This is a genomic window from Providencia sp. TYF-12 (assembly GCF_041344805.1).
In the GTDB taxonomy this organism is placed as follows: Bacteria; Pseudomonadota; Gammaproteobacteria; order Enterobacterales; family Enterobacteriaceae; genus Providencia; species Providencia huashanensis.
The window spans coordinates 3,314,344-3,330,622 of the sequence record NZ_CP166833.1; the positions used below are offsets into that span (position 1 = coordinate 3,314,344).

A 16,279-nucleotide genomic window follows, 5' to 3' on the forward strand; every position below is an offset into this window, starting at 1 on the left:
TCATTACCCCGTCAATATTTAGTTTTATTCTAAATAACTTATAAATCGAGTGAACGTTTCCACAGTAAAAAATCATACTGCTCTAAACGGTCTGCTTTGACTTTATAGTCCCCACTCGCCGTTTCAATAACACGCTCAAACAACCCTTCGCTTATCGTCGGTAATGGGACACCCTCTATAATTGGCCCGCAATCATAATCAATCATATCCGATAAACGCTCTGCTATTGCGCTATTTGTGGATATTTTCAACACCGGAACAATTGGGTTCCCTGTCGGCGTACCAAGACCCGTCGAGAAGATAACCACATTACATCCCGCAGCCACTAACCCCGTAACCGCATCCACATCGTTACCGGGCGTACAAACTAACGATAACCCACTATTTGGCATTGGCTCTGCATAATCACACACCGCACTAATTGGCGATGTTCCACCCTTTTTAGCCGCTCCCGTTGATTTAATTGCATCTGTTATCAACCCATCTGCAATATTGCCCGGACTTGGGTTATCTGCAATGGTCGTACTAAAGAAATTTGCCGTTTTTTCATAGCGTTCCATTAGTTCAAGGAATTTCTTTTTATCATCAAAAGCGATACAGCGTTTCACCATATCCCCTTCAGCACCACAGAGTTCGGGGAATTCCGCTAAACCAGATGCACCGCCAAGAGTCACTAACCAATCAGAAACTAACCCCATTGCAGGGTTACCAGAAATCCCTGAAAAACCATCAGATGCCCCGCATTTAACACCTAGTTTTAAATATGATAGAGGGACATCAACCCGAGACTGAGGCTTAACTGCTTTCATGCTCTCATACGTTTGCTTTAATGCCGTTTGCATCATTTGTTCCTCGCTGTTCCATTCTTGTTGACGGAAATACAGCGTCGGTTTATCAAAGTTAGGATTACGGGCAAAAAGTGATTCTTTGAACATGTCCCGCTGTGCTTTTTCACAACCTAAACTAAATACAGTGATCCCAATGACATTAGGATGGTCTGCATAAGCCGCAAGCACATCACACATCGTTTTGCTGTCTGACGTTGCCCCACCGCACCCGCTGGTTACAGTAATACAGCGAACACCTTCTATATGTGGAAATAGTTTTGGCTTAGTGATTGCCTCTTGTGCGCCCGCCGTTAAATCAAGTGCGAAACTTTTTAAGCTATTATTGCTGTAACCCAATGCGTCATTAAGAGCATCAGTCAACTTAGTCACATTGCGGTTTTCACAAAACACTAATGGAAAAATTAACCAGTAATTAGCCGTACCAACGCGGCCATCATCCCGTAAATACCCTTTAAATGTACGCCCCTTATATTGTGAAACATCTGGGACCAGCCATTCATAAGGCTCTTGTTCTAACGAAACAGGTGCAGCATAGTGGCGGATATTATCAACCGTAATCGCCTCACCTTTTGCGATAGCTTTTGTGGCTTTCCCTACTGCCGTACCATACATAGACACAATGCCATCAACAGGGATAGCTTCAAGGGCAAATTTGTGCTTGGCTTTGACCTCTGTCACTAACGTAACGCTTTCATTTCCCCATTGATAAGTCTCACCTGCATGTAAGTCTTTCAGCGCTACAATCAGATTATCACTTTCATCTATTCTTAATATTTTTTGCATGTTTCACCTTCCAGAAATCAAGCTATTAATTTGACGGTAACGCCTTAATATTTTTTTTATGTGTATTCTTTTTTAGTAACCCAATAAGCAATGCGCACCCCACAGTGATCACCGCTAAAGTGACAATACCCGCGGTAGTACTATTCATCATTTTATCGACCTCAACGCGAATGATTGGCGCAAGGAATGAGCAAAATGCCCCCATCGTAGTACAAAAGCCGATCCCTGCAGCAAGTGCTGGGCCGCTCAATAGCTGTGGAGGAAATGTCCAAAAAATCGGTTGCACTGATAAAAAACCTACCGCACTTAAACAGAGAGCTGCAATAGCGAATACCGGACTCGCAAATGCAGATAATGCAAGACCTAAAGCGGCTGCTAGCATACACACAACAGAGATTTCGATGCGACGATTTGGGTACCTGTCAGCAATACGAGGGATAAAATACACCCCGAATGCAGAACAAGCCCAAGGGATTGCAGCCACCAGTGATTGTTTAAAGCCTAGGCTTTCCCCCATGAGGGATGCAACTTGAGAAGGTAAAAAGAACATTAAACCATACACTGAAATTTGGATCGTGCCGTAAATCAATGCCAAGTGCCATACTTTGGCATTTTTCAGTGCAGATAATACCGATGTTGTTTCTGTTTTTTCATTTTCTTTTGCTAACTGCTCTGTCAGTGCTTTTTTCTCTTCATCAGTAAGAAAACGTGCTTTTTCGGGGCTATCATCCAGATAAAAGAATGCAAAGATACCAATAACAATCGCGGGTAAGCCTTCAATAACAAACATCCAGAACCATCCCGGACGACCTAACCAACCATGTAATTCAAGCAAAGCTCCTGATAACGGTGAACCTAAAGTTAACGCAAGTGGCACACCAAGAACAAAAATACCAATCACTGAGCCACGAACATTATTTGGAAAATAAATAGAAGCTAGTAATAAGATCCCTGGATAAAACCCAGCTTCACCCAGCCCAAGTAAAAAACGCAAAATAATAAATTGCGTTTCATTGGTAACAAACCCTGTCATTGCAGAAAGAACCCCCCAAATGACCGTCGTAATACTGAGCCATTTTTGGGCGCCTATTTTATTTAAAATCAAGTTTGCGGGAATGCCAAATAATGCATACGCAGCAAAGAAAATCCCTGCACCAAATGCAAAGGCAGAATCTGATAAGCCAATATCCACTTGCATGGCATCTTTGGCAAAACCAACATTCACTCGGTCAATGAATGCAACAAAATACAAAATAAACATCAGGGGGACTAAACGCTTCCACGATTTGGCTATCGCAGAATTTAAAACGGGATTGTTATAAGCTTTTATCGTTGCCATGATATTTTTTCCCTGTCAGTAAGATGTTCTATGTTTTGGATTCAGGAAAGATTAGAGCGGTGCATCAGCAAGTGCCAATAGCTGCTGAAGCTGCTCTGTCTGTGTACTGTTCAATCCAATAAATGGTGATGTGCAATGATCAGAATTAATCACCCCTTTGAGTTGTAACGCTTTTTTAAATGTTGGAATAAATGGCGTATTCACCCCATAAATCGCCATTAATTGGTCGACGCGTTGCTGATATTTTGCGACTAATGCTAAATCACCTTGAGCAAAAGCTTGCATCCATGATGCAAAAAATTGAGGGAAAATATTCGATAAACCGCCGATACAGCCACTTCCGCCAGACAACACGACATGAGCAAAGTTATTGTCATAGCCTGCATAAACTTCAAAATGTGGGAGCCGTGATTTTACTGTTTCAATCACTTGAGCTGTATGAGAAGTGTCAGGAATGGTATCTTTTAGCCCAACAATATTAGTGTATTTATCCGCTAAGCGAAGACAAACCTCAGGAGAAACAGAGTAGCCAGTGCGCTCAGGGAAGTTATAAATAAAAATTTTAGCGGGTGTTTTTTCCGCAATCGTACTGTAAAAACGGTAAACCCCTTCATCGTCTAGTGGGAAATAATACGGGCTAATGATCATCACACCGTCAATTTCCTGCTCATAGGCAAAATTAGCCAATTCAATGGATTCATTCACATCTAGGCGGCTTGCCCCTGCATAAACATGCATTCCTTCTTTTTGATAACCGCCACAAAGTTCTATTAATGCTTTTGAATTCTGCATATTTAATGCAAAAAACTCCCCAGTACTCCCCATCGTCACAAAACCTGACACCTTTCCTTTCAAAGAGTCATAAACGTGTAAGTTCTGTTCAAGATCTACTCGCCCCTTGTCATCAAAAACGGTCACTACAGGGGTAATATAACGACTTTCCATACTTTTTTTCTCCATTATTCTTTTTCTTCATTAATCAGCGTTCATATATACAAACTGTATTCATAAATAAAAACACAATCAAATAAACACGAATTCTAGATGGAGTCAAATTTATCCATTAACTTTAACTATTCACTTAATGAATTGATTAATTGAGATTTAATTGATAAAAGGGATAATAACGGTAGATTAAATCTATTTTTTTTATTAAAAAATTTTGAGCAGTATCACGGCTTTTTATTGCTCATATCAGGTTTATTCATGATGAAAATGAGACAAATCGTTTTTCTACGGCGATTTACATCGTGTTATTTTAAACCTAGAATAGCGGCAAAATTAATCAGGGAGATAGTTCAATGTCTACGGGGCACATGCCGACAATTCGAGTATTAGAGATACTTCAAGTTTTAGCGGCTGAAAATACTGGGCTTTCTTTGACACAACTTTCTGATAAAACTAATATTTTAAAGGGGACAATTTACCCTATTTTAAAAACATTAGCTGAGTTTCGGTATATCAATTACGATGATAAGAGCCAGCTTTACTATTTAGGTATTGCGTGCTCAATTCTTTCCCGCTCATTTTTCGAAAAATCATATTGGTTGAAAATGATACATCGAGAGATGACGCAAATTGTTGAAGAGTGTAATGAAGTTTGCCAAATGGGCATCTTAGATGGCGCTGATGTACTATACATAGACAAAGTGCAATCTGCACAAAAAGTCCAACTAATTTCTAACATTGGAACCCGCTTACCCGCCATTTATTCAGCATTGGGTAAAGCGATGATTTTTAACTATACTGACCAACAAATTGCTCAGCTATACCCTTCTGGCTTTACGCCACTCACTCAATATAGTGTGCAAACTCTACCTGAATTGCGTCAGCAACTTAATATTGTTAGCCAAAATGGCTATGCCGTAGACAATAAAGAAATCAACGAAGAAACAACTTGCTATGCTGTGGCATTGCGCCAACGTAATAAAATCATTGCAGCAATTAGTGTATCTATTCCGACCTTCCGCAGTGATAAACAAAAAGTTGATCAAGTCATCAAAACATTGCTCAACAGCCGTGAACGCATCGAACAAGAGCTAAATACATTAGAAGATATTGAATTTTATACTGAAAACTAATTTAGCGTCTTCATAAAAATTTAAAGCATTGGTTGCTTCCATCAAAGATTATTTTCTTATAATTGGCATAATTGTTAGATAAATATTGCTCGTTAATATAACTAACTAAAAAGTGGTATATCAGATTAAAGTTATACAAGTTAGGGGGATATATACACATAAGTTAAATTAAATATTAAACGGATCATATTCATCTTAAATAATTAACATTTGCACGTATTTTTTTACTTAATCATGGCCTTAAGATAGCCTTTATAAAAATATTTTATAAATTTTAAAAAATATTTTTATGTTATTTTTCATTTGGTTACAGTTAATTTTAACATTTAATTAACCATTTTGACCACTTTCTCTAGAGACTTCATGATCCACATCAAATTTCTCATTTATCCCCTTTGTTACTATTATTGCGTGCTATAATTAATCAACTTTGTAAGAGAGTGTTGGTATGAAAGCTGACAACCCTTTTAATTTACTGCCACCAGCTGTAATGGCGCAAGTCGCAGATGATGCGGCCTTTTATAAGGCGAATAAGCATCCTGCAATTACTTACTTGTCAGCATTCACTGCCGGTATTTTTATCTCTATCGCATTTGTATTTTACATCACTGCAACTACAGGGGCGGCTGAAGCGCCTTATGGTTTTACTAAGCTCATTGGTGGGATTTGTTTCTCCTTGGGTCTGATGCTAGTCGTTGTATGCGGTGCCGACCTTTTCACTTCTACCGTACTCACTATTGTTTCGAAAGCCACAGGCAGGATCACTTGGGGACAAATGTTCCGTAATTGGTTTCATGTCTACATTGGTAACTTAATTGGTGCATTGTTCTTTGTCGCAATTATCTGGTTCGCAGGGCAATATACTGCAGCAAATGGGCTATGGGGTCTTAACGTTTTACAAACCACCAGTCATAAATTACACCATACTTTTGTTGAAGCTGTTGCATTAGGAATTTTAGCAAACTTAATGGTCTGCCTTGCGGTTTGGATGAGTTATTCAGGTCGTAGCTTAACTGATAAACTGGTTGTTCTTGTTCTGCCTGTTGCTATGTTTGTAGCAAGCGGTTTTGAACATAGCATTGCAAATATGTTTATGATCCCATTAGGGATTATGATTAAAGAATTTGCTCCTGCTGAGTATTGGGCTCAAATCAATATGTCACCAGAGCAGTTTTCGCACCTAACAGTCGGAAACTTTATTACAGATAACTTAATTCCAGTCACTATTGGAAATATTATTGGCGGCGCGATTTTAGTCGGCCTCATTTATTGGTTCATGCATTTACGTGGTGGCCAAAAACATTAATAGCCACTGACACACACAAAAAGATTTATTAAGATCCTTAAAAGATCCATTGTTAAAAGGTAAAAGTATCATGTCCGAGTTAAATGAAAAATTCGCTTTAGCATGGCAAGGTTTTAACCAAGGTAACTGGCAGGATAACGTCGATGTACGTGATTTTATCCAGAAAAACTACACTCCATATGAAGGTGATGAATCTTTCTTAGCAGGCTCTACCCCAGCGACTGACGCACTGTGGGATAAAGTCATGGAAGGGATCAAAATCGAAAACCGCACTCACGCGCCAGTTGATTTTGACACAGATGTTGCGTCAACTATCACTTCCCATGATGCTGGTTACATTACTAAAGAATTAGAAAAAATCGTTGGTTTACAAACTGACGCCCCTCTGAAACGTGGTCTTATCCCGTTCGGTGGTATCAAAATGGTTGAAGGCTCATGTAAAGCTTATGACCGCACTTTAGACCCAGAAATCAAAAAAATCTTCACTGAATATCGTAAGACTCACAACCAAGGTGTTTTCGACGTTTACACACCAGACATCTTAAAATGCCGTAAATCAGGTATCTTAACAGGTCTACCGGATGCATATGGTCGTGGTCGTATCATCGGTGACTACCGTCGCGTTGCACTGTACGGTATTGATTTCCTGATGAAAGACAAATTTAACCAATTCACCTCTTTGCAAGAAAGATTAGAAAAAGGTGAAGACCTGCAAATGACTATCCAACTGCGCGAAGAAATTGCTGAACAGCACCGCGCATTGGGTCAAATGAAAGAAATGGCTGCAAAATACGGTTACGATATTTCTGCACCAGCAACAAATGCACAAGAAGCTGTACAGTGGACTTACTTCGGTTACTTAGCCGCAGTGAAATCACAAAATGGTGCAGCAATGTCATTTGGTCGTGTTTCAACGTTCTTAGACGTTTATATCCAACGTGATATCGAAGCAGGTAAACTGACTGAACAACAAGCGCAAGAACTGATTGACCACTTAGTCATGAAACTGCGTATGGTACGTTTCTTACGTACACCTGAATACGATGAGCTATTCTCTGGTGACCCAATTTGGGCAACAGAATCATTAGCGGGTATGGGTCTTGATGGCCGTACTTTAGTCACCAAAAATACGTTCCGCTTCCTGAACACACTGTATACCATGGGCCCATCTCCAGAGCCTAACATGACTATTTTGTGGTCAGAAAAACTGCCATTGAATTTCAAAAAATATGCGGCAAAAGTCTCTATCGATACTTCATCAGTTCAATATGAAAACGACGACCTGATGCGTCCAGATTTCAACAACGATGACTACGCTATTGCATGTTGTGTTAGCCCAATGATTGTTGGTAAACAAATGCAGTTCTTCGGTGCTCGTGCTAACTTAGCGAAAACCATGCTGTATACCATCAATGGTGGTATCGATGAAAAACTGAAAATGCAAGTTGGTCCTAAACATGCGCCAATCATGGACGAAGTCCTTGACTTCGATACTGTGATGAATCAAATGGATGGCTTTATGGACTGGTTAGCAACTCAGTACGTCACTGCACTGAACTGCATCCACTTCATGCACGACAAATACAGCTATGAAGCTTCTCTAATGGCGCTGCATGACCGTGATGTCTATCGTACAATGGCATGTGGTATTGCAGGTCTGTCTGTTGCAGCTGACTCACTGTCTGCGATTAAGTATGCCAAAGTTAAACCAATTCGTGATGAAGACGGTATTGCAATCGACTTTGAAATCGAAGGCGAGTATCCACAATTCGGTAATAACGATTCTCGTGTAGATGATATCGCGTGTGACTTAGTTGAACGTTTCATGAAGAAAATTCAGAAACTGCCTACTTATCGTAACGCAGTACCAACTCAGTCAATCTTAACTATCACATCTAACGTTGTGTATGGTAAGAAAACAGGTAATACCCCTGATGGTCGTCGAGCAGGTGCTCCGTTTGGCCCAGGTGCAAACCCTATGCACGGCCGTGACCAAAAAGGTGCGGTTGCATCGTTAACTTCTGTTGCTAAACTGCCATTTGCTTACGCGAAAGACGGTATTTCTTATACTTTCTCTATCGTACCAAATGCATTAGGTAAAGATGACGATGTTCGTAAAACTAACTTAGCAGGTCTGATGGATGGTTACTTCCATCATGAAGCGTCTATCGAAGGCGGTCAGCACCTGAACGTTAACGTTATGAACCGTGAAATGCTGTTAGATGCAATGGAAAACCCAGAAAAATACCCACAACTGACTATCCGTGTATCTGGTTACGCAGTGCGTTTCAACTCACTGACTAAAGAACAACAGCAAGACGTTATTACTCGTACTTTCACCAGTACAATGTAATAATTAGCTTATTAAAATAAAGTAAATTAAAGGCCCCGTTTTATGGGGTCTTTTTATCTATACCAGCAACGATATTTTTCTCTCTAAAGTTTGCGGTATGACGGATATTTTGGAGTGCCTGCTATGTCTATCGATGATACTAAAACTAAAACAATAGCGACAACTAATGTGACAGAAACCCCTGCCGTACTTGGCCGTATTCACTCTTTTGAATCATGCGGTACCGTCGATGGTCCGGGGATCCGCTTTATTGTCTTTTTCCAAGGCTGCCTAATGCGCTGTCTGTATTGTCATAACCGCGATACATGGGATACCCACGGCGGTCAAATTGTGACTGTCGATGAACTAATGAAAGAAGCAGTTACCTATCGCCATTTTATGAATGCAACCGGTGGTGGTGTTACCGCATCCGGTGGCGAGGCAATTTTGCAGGCAGAATTTGTCCGCGATTGGTTCCGCGCCTGTAAAAAAGAAAATATCCATACTTGCTTAGATACGAATGGCTTTGTGCGCCGTTATGACCCTGTTATTGATGAACTAATGGATGTTACTGATTTAGTCATGCTCGATTTAAAACAAATCAATGATGATATCCACCAAAAATTAGTGGGTGTATCCAACCAGCGTACACTTGAATTCGCTCGCTATCTGGCTAAACGTAATCAAAAAACATGGGTTCGCTATGTCGTTGTACCAGGTTGGAGTGATGATGACCACTCAGTGCATCTGCTAGGTGAGTTTACTAAAGATATGAGTAATATCGAAAAAATCGAGTTATTACCTTACCATGAGCTGGGTAAACACAAGTGGGAAACTATGGGTGAAGAATATAAACTTGATGGGGTGAGACCACCATCAAAAGAAGTCATGGAGCGTGTTAAAAGTATTCTCGAAAGCTATGGCCATAAAGTGATGTATTAATACTCGTTGGGGCTTGAAATAAAGCCCCCCTTACCTTAGCGTATTGCAACTGGCTCTGTTAGTTGGGGTTGGTTTTATCAAGCAATACGCAGGTATAAAACAATTTATCCGATGCAAGTTTCCATTTCCGTATATTGTTTTTGAATTAATAACGAATATTTGGAATTGGTAATCAAACATAGAAAATGCTGTTTTACGTACTGTTCAAATACTGCAAAAACAGACCAACCGAGAATAAATCTGCGACTATGTGTTGATGCGACGTAGCCAGCCTCCCTTAAATCTACAAATAGCATAATTCAATGATAGAGCGGCCTTTGAATTTAATTTCTTTATTAACAGTTAGTAAAGAAGCTTTATTAATAAAAGCTTGAACTTTTATTGTGCCTTTTATATTAGAAAAAAGAGCAGGTTGCAAACTCCCTAATTTTGCCCAAGATATGATTTTATTTGAGGAATCATTAGGTAATAAATCACCATTCGCATGTTGCCAAATGATATTTTGGTCTCCACAAGATGCATTACCTGATATTGGCTGCACTCTCTCTGCCTTATTATCTACATATAAAGAACCTAAATCTAACGCTATCGCATATCCACCAATAGGAACACCTTCCTGAGTATTACCTAATCCCCCTGCCATCATATTGTTATTTAATAACTGAACAGGAGGAACTCCATAACCGCTAACACCTTCTTGTTTATTTGGCGCAAGTGAACGTTCAATTTGATTAAAAGTTTGGAGTGCTATAGCAGTTTTCCCCGAATCACATTGTACAGTGAAGTTAATATTTTTTTCGGGTAATATTGTATAAGAATAATTACTTAACTCATTTCTATTTATAGCACCATAGTCAATTGAGGTAGAATCAACAATAAGATTACATGCTGTTGTCATTTCTGAATAGCTAATACTTAAACTTGTACTTCCACCCAACGTTTTTAACGGTATTTTGTTCCTAACAACAACACCTTTTTTACTCAATGAATTAATTTTTAAATCAACAAGTAAATTGAAGGAAAATATTTTTCCTTTTTCACCCTGTGCGGGTTGAATACGTAGATTGGGATGAATTTTAACATCTTTTTGTGATGAGTTGATTCTATTTGAGCTATTTAATTCAATAGCATCGACTAAAATAGGTTTCCCATCAAGCATCGGATTATTTACATTTAAAATAGCTTCAGATGTATTATTTGAAAAGGTATTGCTAATCGTAGAAAAATCAATATATGGGGTAGTTTCTTCACTGCACTCTACTACTACAGGAACAATCCGATTCCCCGCATATACCACACCATTTTGTTTTTTTGTATTAAAATCAGCTAAGGTATCATAGTTAACCTCATCTGTTCCCAAGTTGATGTTACATGTTCCATGACCATCTGATGCAAATGCACTAAAAGATAGGCAAGTTAGTAGCCCTGCAATTAATTTTATCATTCTAAAGCCTTTAGTTAGCCATAAAGCAAATAGGGTTTATTATTGTAAACAATTCAGTTTTCGAAATACCAACATCACTAGTGAGATTAATAGTGCATTTTTTATTATTGCCTACGTCAACAAAATAACTTGTCGGCAAGGATAGATTATCGATAATAATTCGCCCAGCATTGTCAGTTATGGTTAATAAATCACCGTTTTTATCATATACTTTTAAATTTTTAGAAAGTTTCTTCCCATTAAATGATGGAGTTAAAATAGCTCGGTTAACTTGATTAATGTAGAAATTAACCAAGGGAACACTACCATTAGCAGGTTGAAATTCTATAATCCCATAGGGAGCATTCATATTTTTAGGTAATTTTCGGTAGTCTATCTTAGCATAATTAGTTCTATAACTATCTATACTTGGTATTACCGCGTAACCTTTACTATTAGTCATCACTGTTCCTGATGAAGATTGTATTGGAATATTTTCTTGGTTTTCTGTTTTTGCTATAGCAAATGTATTCGCTATTCTTTTCGATGAAAAAATGAGTTCATTATCAAAATAAACCATGCCGCCGGATAACGACCCATAGTAACTACTGGTATTATTACCTTTACTAATATTACCCGAAAGTAAAGTGACCGGTGTAGTATAATTCATATTCAATGAGACATTTTGATTACTTGGTTCTGTATTTTTATTCGCACTAATCGAATAACTTAAGTTATCATAATTATGGTTGCTATATCGCGTTCCGTAACTTTTGTTATTGTCATACTGATTCATCCAACTCGATAAATTTTGCCTATCCCCTAACGAAATATCGACATTTAAATAAATAGTGTTATCATTTGTGTGGTTATATAACCTTCTCTCATATCCTAAATAAACATTATATTTATTTGCATATAAGTTGTTCCAATTAGCATTATAATAATTAATCGTTCTGTCACCAAGAGAACGGTTCCAACTTAATGAAAATGACCCTAAGCTATTGAAATGTGTATTTACACCAATACCATATTGAGTTTCACTGCTGTTTACATGATTTGAATACATTATTGTATCGTAATCATTCAATGTTTCGTTAAAGTCTTTGTATTCTTTACTTCTATATAAAGAGTTCGCCGCTAAATTAGTATTCGCGATAACTGGATAATTATAACTTAATGTATAATACTCACCGTATTTGTTGTCCATATCTTTAGATATATTAGTTGTTATAGTTGCTAGTGATAAATTCGGAAATTCATAAGTATTACTGAGCCCCACACCTTGGTAATCTTTTGATGCAAGCCCCCCGACAACAACCAACATATCTGGACGTAGATTAAACCCTTTACTGACATTCATAACATAAGGCTTTTTATCTGCTTTATTTTGGTTAACTTTACCTAAGCCAAATGTTATATCTTTATTGATACTATTTGAGGCTAATATAAATGAACTAGCAGGAACGATAAATGTACTTTCTTTATTACTTTGGTTTATAACCGTTACTGATAAATCCAACCGATTATTTAATAGCGGGAGGTTTTCTAATGTATAAGGGCCTTCTGGGACAGTTGTTGTATAAATTAAAATTCCCGCTTGCCTTACTTCAATCACAGAACGTTCAAATGCGATACCATTGACGATACCACCGCCTTGAGATGAGCTATCTAATGCCAATTCCGGAACTAACTGAAAGCCAATAACTTGCCCAGAGCTAAAAAACGAATTCGATAAATTAATCTGGCCAACCTGCAAGTTTTTTTTAAGAGGTTCTAATGTTTTCTCTGCATATAAGGTTTGATGATCAAAACTCGTTTCGCCATTAAAATACGTATATGTTTGGTCGCTTCTCACAATCCAATTGTATACATTGAATCCTAATGTAAGATTTGAATTAAAAAATGACTGAGAAGCAAAATCACTTTTAGTAGAAAAATATTTTATATCATAATTAAAAACGCCTGATTTCCCTGTGTGAAGCCAATCATTTGTTGATTTATTTTTTAACAATGATGGCGATGCGTAGATATTGACGCGTAAATCACCAGGTATCAGTTCTACCTCTAAATTATCGTAGTCCTTTATTGTTGGACACGTTGAATTAATTTTGGATAGTTCGATATTTGTAGTATTAATAAACTTAGTATCAAGACAAAGCTCTCCTTGAGAGTTAAATAAAAAAGAACTCTGACCAATATATTTATCATTTAAAAACACACTAACGATATTTTCGCCTTGAGGAAAATGAGCCTTTTCACTATATAACTTTGCAATATCACTAGGTATTCCTTTGTGTTTTAGTGCATCTTGGTCGAAGACTACTTCTTTCGCATAGGAAGAAGTAGCCACAAATAGCAAAATTGCAACAATTTTATTCTTTTTTTTTCTAGTCATTTTTACTAGTTATTTAACTTGATAGAATATTTTTGCGTGGTTGAATACCCCCATTGAGTAAATGGTTGTATAGTAACCCCATCAATCAGTGTCGGCGAACGTTGAGATGTAGTTAACTCTATAGATTGATTAGGTAAAATATAATTAGATGGTAACACCCACTCAATATTCCCAGGCTTACTCAATACACTATTGCTTAATCTTACAATATAAGGGCTAGGGTTAGTTACGATTAACGTATTTTTTTCATACTTCCATTTTAACAATTCCCAAGGAGTATCATTTTCAGGCAAGTTTTTGGGTTTTATAATAAGAGGAAGATTTTGTCGAATAGTAAATTTGATCTGTTCAGCATCAGGATCTGCTTGTGGCGGGATGCCTTCAAAAATAACTCTCATTAATACTTCATGCTTTAAATCAGAATTACTTGTGAGCATAAAGCGTATTAATTGCTTAGCTTTAGGCTCAACTCGAATAAGTTGAGGAGTAGCAATAACCAGATCTTGGTATTCAGGATCGACATTTACTAATTCTGTTGTTAATAGAACAGGATAGTTGTCTGTATTAGTCACAACAATCTCACCATCTTGACTTTTTTCATTAACAACAACGACTGACGTAGCAGGTAATATGCCTGCTGCAATTGATAGCTGTGGGATTAGTAATACAATTATAAGTAATAAATATGTTTTTATTTTCATTTTAGTTGCGTCATTTTATTATAAGGTAACTAAATTAATTTAGTTACCTACAAATTTTAGATATAATTTAATTCAATTGTTGATAAACCATCGAGTAAAACAGGTTTTGATTTACCGACTGTAGCTGCCTCTTCACTTACATAAGCTTGAACCTGTAAAACTCCATCATAAATACTCGCTTCAATAGGCGTTGTTTCATTTGCTTTCGCAAAAGAAGTTTGTAAATCCATATTATTTGAGAATAGGTTTCCGCCCGAAACTTTCCAAACTTTGCTTTGAGTATTATAGTAAATATTCTGAACTTCACTACCTGAAATAGTTGTTAGCTGATTATTGCTATCCAATGTACTCACATTCAAGCTATTCGCTTTGTAACGAACAATATACCCGCCAATATTTATACCTGTAGAGGTTTTACCTAATCCAGCTACACCATTTGAGCTATTTCCCGCACCAATATCTAATAATTTAATAGGAAGTGCAGCAAATCCTCGAGAATTCTCAGTTGCGCCAGCAACTGTACCAACTCGTTTACTAGATGCAGATAATTTAACAGGAGCATTAGCTGAACAACGAATTGTAAAACTGGTTTCCTGTATTGGTAAGGCGGCAAATTTGCCACCAAAGGCACCATCTACAAATGTTAATGTATCAAGATCAATCAAACCATAATCAATATTACCACCACCAGCAATATCTAATTCACAAGCTGCAGGGTCAATTCGACCTGTAACGCTAATATCTATAGAACCAACGCTAGCCGCTGAGGCTGTAAATGAGCATATCATTGCTGACGAAATGAGGATTGGTAATAGCTTTTTCATACTTGTTTTCCATATAATTTATTAGTTCGGCTTATATCTTATGTTTTATCCCAAAAAAGAGTAGAGAAATAATGTTCTATTTTGTAAAATTTAACTACATATTAATAATATTATAGACCTTGCTATACACAGAATAAAACACCAATAATTTCAGATTAAATACGATAACTTATTAATCTAGCATTCCCAATATGACACACTCTATGATTTAAATTAACATCATTAACAAAATAGCATCATTTTATGACTAAATTTTTAATGATGTTAATAATGATGTTAGTAACATTTTGTTTCATTCAATACCCCAACTGCTAACTAATAGTTAAAAATAATAACTAATTTATCGTGCTAATATTTTTAATATGGGAGAGTTCATAATTTAATTTACTACTCATAATACAATAATATAATTTTACGCTTGGGTTTTGCATAATGTTAACAATCTTATATTTAAGCAAATCAAGGTATTGAATACTCACCCTCTATTTCTTAGATTAGTGTTTTATTGGTACTAAAAAGCGCTATCTCAACTATAGCAATCGCTGGTTTAAAGGTCGTGCTCTAGTCTAGAGCAGCTCTGATTTACGTTGATGATGCGACAAGTTCACTGATGTAACTGAGATTTGTTAAATATTGAGCCACTTTTAGTTATTTTGAAGCAACTACAGTGATATAGAAAAGCATGACAACCTCCTTTCGTGATACAGAAACAAAGCAAGCATTTTTCAGATCAATAATAAAAATATAACTAAAGGCGATGAGCACTCTGAATTTGGAAGAACGATGCGCGACTTAATATCCAAACCATTTGTGTTCAGACTAGCTCAGATAAAGATCGTGTCGAAGTGCTCATTTAACCCTTCACGACTGGCTAGTCAAAGAGTTCAGGCATAAAGGTATCAGTTGTATGGGAGAATTGATATTTTCCCAATAGAACAACCTCCACAGCTGTACCATAAAAAACATACCCAATATGCTAGGTACTGGCTTTATACCTATACTCCCACTTCACCACACAGGTACATATCTTGACTTAGTTTTCCTACTAATTTTGATTAGTACAAACCCTACGTTCAACAATATAGTGCGATTAACCCGAAAAAATTAATATAAATACCTTATTTCAATATACCGATTCCGTTCCTTTTAAATAAAGGAATTACAACGTATGTTTCTACTGAAAGAAATTAAACCATCAGATATCTGCCCAATATCGAGTATTAGTTTATAAAAATTACCAATATTAACCATGTTGTTTTCATGGGTAATGTATTTCAATTAAGAATGATTTAATGCTCTATT

11 protein-coding genes and 1 pseudogene are annotated in these 16,279 nt (G+C 37.1%); 5 read left to right on the forward strand and 7 right to left on the reverse strand.

Annotated elements, in window-relative coordinates; genetic code table 11:
- Nucleotides 1-38 precede the first annotated feature (38 nt).
- The 3 genes from ABE954_RS15360 to ABE954_RS15370 are packed head-to-tail and all read right to left on the reverse strand — an operon-like array spanning nt 39 to nt 3,915.
- Nucleotides 39-1,631, reverse strand: coding sequence for a UxaA family hydrolase (locus tag ABE954_RS15360; protein WP_210789208.1), 1,593 nt, complete (start codon nt 1,629-1,631; stop codon nt 39-41).
- 25 nt (nt 1,632-1,656) lie between these two features.
- Entirely contained in the window at nt 1,657-2,970 is a 1,314-nt protein-coding gene (locus ABE954_RS15365) for an MFS transporter (RefSeq protein ID WP_042846493.1), read from the reverse strand.
- A 51-nt stretch (nt 2,971-3,021) separates the two neighbouring features.
- Nucleotides 3,022-3,915, reverse strand: coding sequence for a dihydrodipicolinate synthase family protein (locus ABE954_RS15370; protein WP_131680520.1), 894 nt, complete (start codon nt 3,913-3,915; stop codon nt 3,022-3,024).
- A 356-nt stretch (nt 3,916-4,271) separates the two neighbouring features.
- Between ABE954_RS15370 and ABE954_RS15375 the strand changes: the two genes are divergently transcribed.
- The 4 genes from ABE954_RS15375 (at nt 4,272) to pflA (ending at nt 9,631) form a co-directional block, all read left to right on the forward strand.
- Nucleotides 4,272-5,051: an IclR family transcriptional regulator gene (locus ABE954_RS15375; protein ID WP_048606579.1), complete on the forward strand. Its 780-nt coding sequence runs from the start codon at nt 4,272-4,274 to the stop codon at nt 5,049-5,051.
- Between the two features lie 448 nt (nt 5,052-5,499).
- Entirely contained in the window at nt 5,500-6,357 is an 858-nt protein-coding gene (gene focA / locus ABE954_RS15380; protein WP_048606577.1) for a formate transporter FocA, read from the forward strand.
- A gap of 70 nt (nt 6,358-6,427) precedes the next feature.
- Nucleotides 6,428-8,710 carry a formate C-acetyltransferase gene (gene pflB, locus ABE954_RS15385; RefSeq protein WP_042846497.1) on the forward strand — a complete coding sequence of 761 codons (2,283 nt, stop codon included), beginning with the start codon at nt 6,428-6,430 and terminating at the stop codon, nt 8,708-8,710.
- 123 nt (nt 8,711-8,833) lie between these two features.
- On the forward strand, nt 8,834-9,631 hold the full coding sequence (pflA, locus tag ABE954_RS15390; RefSeq protein WP_048606575.1) for a pyruvate formate lyase 1-activating protein: 798 nt from the start codon (nt 8,834-8,836) through the stop codon (nt 9,629-9,631).
- A gap of 283 nt (nt 9,632-9,914) precedes the next feature.
- Here the strand turns inward: pflA and ABE954_RS15395 are convergent, their stop codons facing one another.
- The 4 genes from ABE954_RS15395 to ABE954_RS15410 are packed head-to-tail and all read right to left on the reverse strand — an operon-like array spanning nt 9,915 to nt 14,977.
- Nucleotides 9,915-11,075, reverse strand: coding sequence for a DUF1120 domain-containing protein (locus ABE954_RS15395; protein WP_166686736.1), 1,161 nt, complete (start codon nt 11,073-11,075; stop codon nt 9,915-9,917).
- Between the two features lie 10 nt (nt 11,076-11,085).
- On the reverse strand, nt 11,086-13,452 hold the full coding sequence (locus ABE954_RS15400; protein WP_071547883.1) for a fimbria/pilus outer membrane usher protein: 2,367 nt from the start codon (nt 13,450-13,452) through the stop codon (nt 11,086-11,088).
- Between the two features lie 5 nt (nt 13,453-13,457).
- Complete coding sequence (locus ABE954_RS15405) at nt 13,458-14,153, reverse strand: fimbria/pilus chaperone family protein (RefSeq protein WP_042846500.1); 696 nt, start codon at nt 14,151-14,153, stop codon at nt 13,458-13,460.
- Between the two features lie 56 nt (nt 14,154-14,209).
- Nucleotides 14,210-14,977: a DUF1120 domain-containing protein gene (locus tag ABE954_RS15410; protein WP_048606569.1), complete on the reverse strand. Its 768-nt coding sequence runs from the start codon at nt 14,975-14,977 to the stop codon at nt 14,210-14,212.
- 574 nt (nt 14,978-15,551) lie between these two features.
- Here ABE954_RS15410 and ABE954_RS15415 point away from each other — a divergent pair.
- A pseudogene (locus ABE954_RS15415) lies at nt 15,552-15,887 on the forward strand (ISNCY family transposase); the annotation flags it as partial.
- Nucleotides 15,888-16,279: the final 392 nt, after the last annotated feature.

Excerpts from the sequence above, each read along its gene's own strand:
- pflA (WP_048606575.1), top strand. The coding sequence starts at position 8,834 with ATGTCTATCGATGATACTAAAACTAAAACAATAGCGACAACTAATGTG.
- ABE954_RS15405 (WP_042846500.1), bottom strand. The coding sequence starts at position 14,153 with ATGAAAATAAAAACATATTTATTACTTATAATTGTATTACTAATCCCA.
- ABE954_RS15360 (WP_210789208.1), bottom strand. The coding sequence starts at position 1,631 with ATGCAAAAAATATTAAGAATAGATGAAAGTGATAATCTGATTGTAGCG.
- ABE954_RS15375 (WP_048606579.1), top strand. The coding sequence starts at position 4,272 with ATGTCTACGGGGCACATGCCGACAATTCGAGTATTAGAGATACTTCAA.
- ABE954_RS15400 (WP_071547883.1), bottom strand. The coding sequence starts at position 13,452 with ATGACTAGAAAAAAAAAGAATAAAATTGTTGCAATTTTGCTATTTGTG.
- ABE954_RS15395 (WP_166686736.1), bottom strand. The coding sequence starts at position 11,075 with ATGATAAAATTAATTGCAGGGCTACTAACTTGCCTATCTTTTAGTGCA.
- ABE954_RS15370 (WP_131680520.1), bottom strand. The coding sequence starts at position 3,915 with ATGGAAAGTCGTTATATTACCCCTGTAGTGACCGTTTTTGATGACAAG.
- ABE954_RS15365 (WP_042846493.1), bottom strand. The coding sequence starts at position 2,970 with ATGGCAACGATAAAAGCTTATAACAATCCCGTTTTAAATTCTGCGATA.
- pflB (WP_042846497.1), top strand. The coding sequence starts at position 6,428 with ATGTCCGAGTTAAATGAAAAATTCGCTTTAGCATGGCAAGGTTTTAAC.
- focA (WP_048606577.1), top strand. The coding sequence starts at position 5,500 with ATGAAAGCTGACAACCCTTTTAATTTACTGCCACCAGCTGTAATGGCG.
- ABE954_RS15410 (WP_048606569.1), bottom strand. The coding sequence starts at position 14,977 with ATGAAAAAGCTATTACCAATCCTCATTTCGTCAGCAATGATATGCTCA.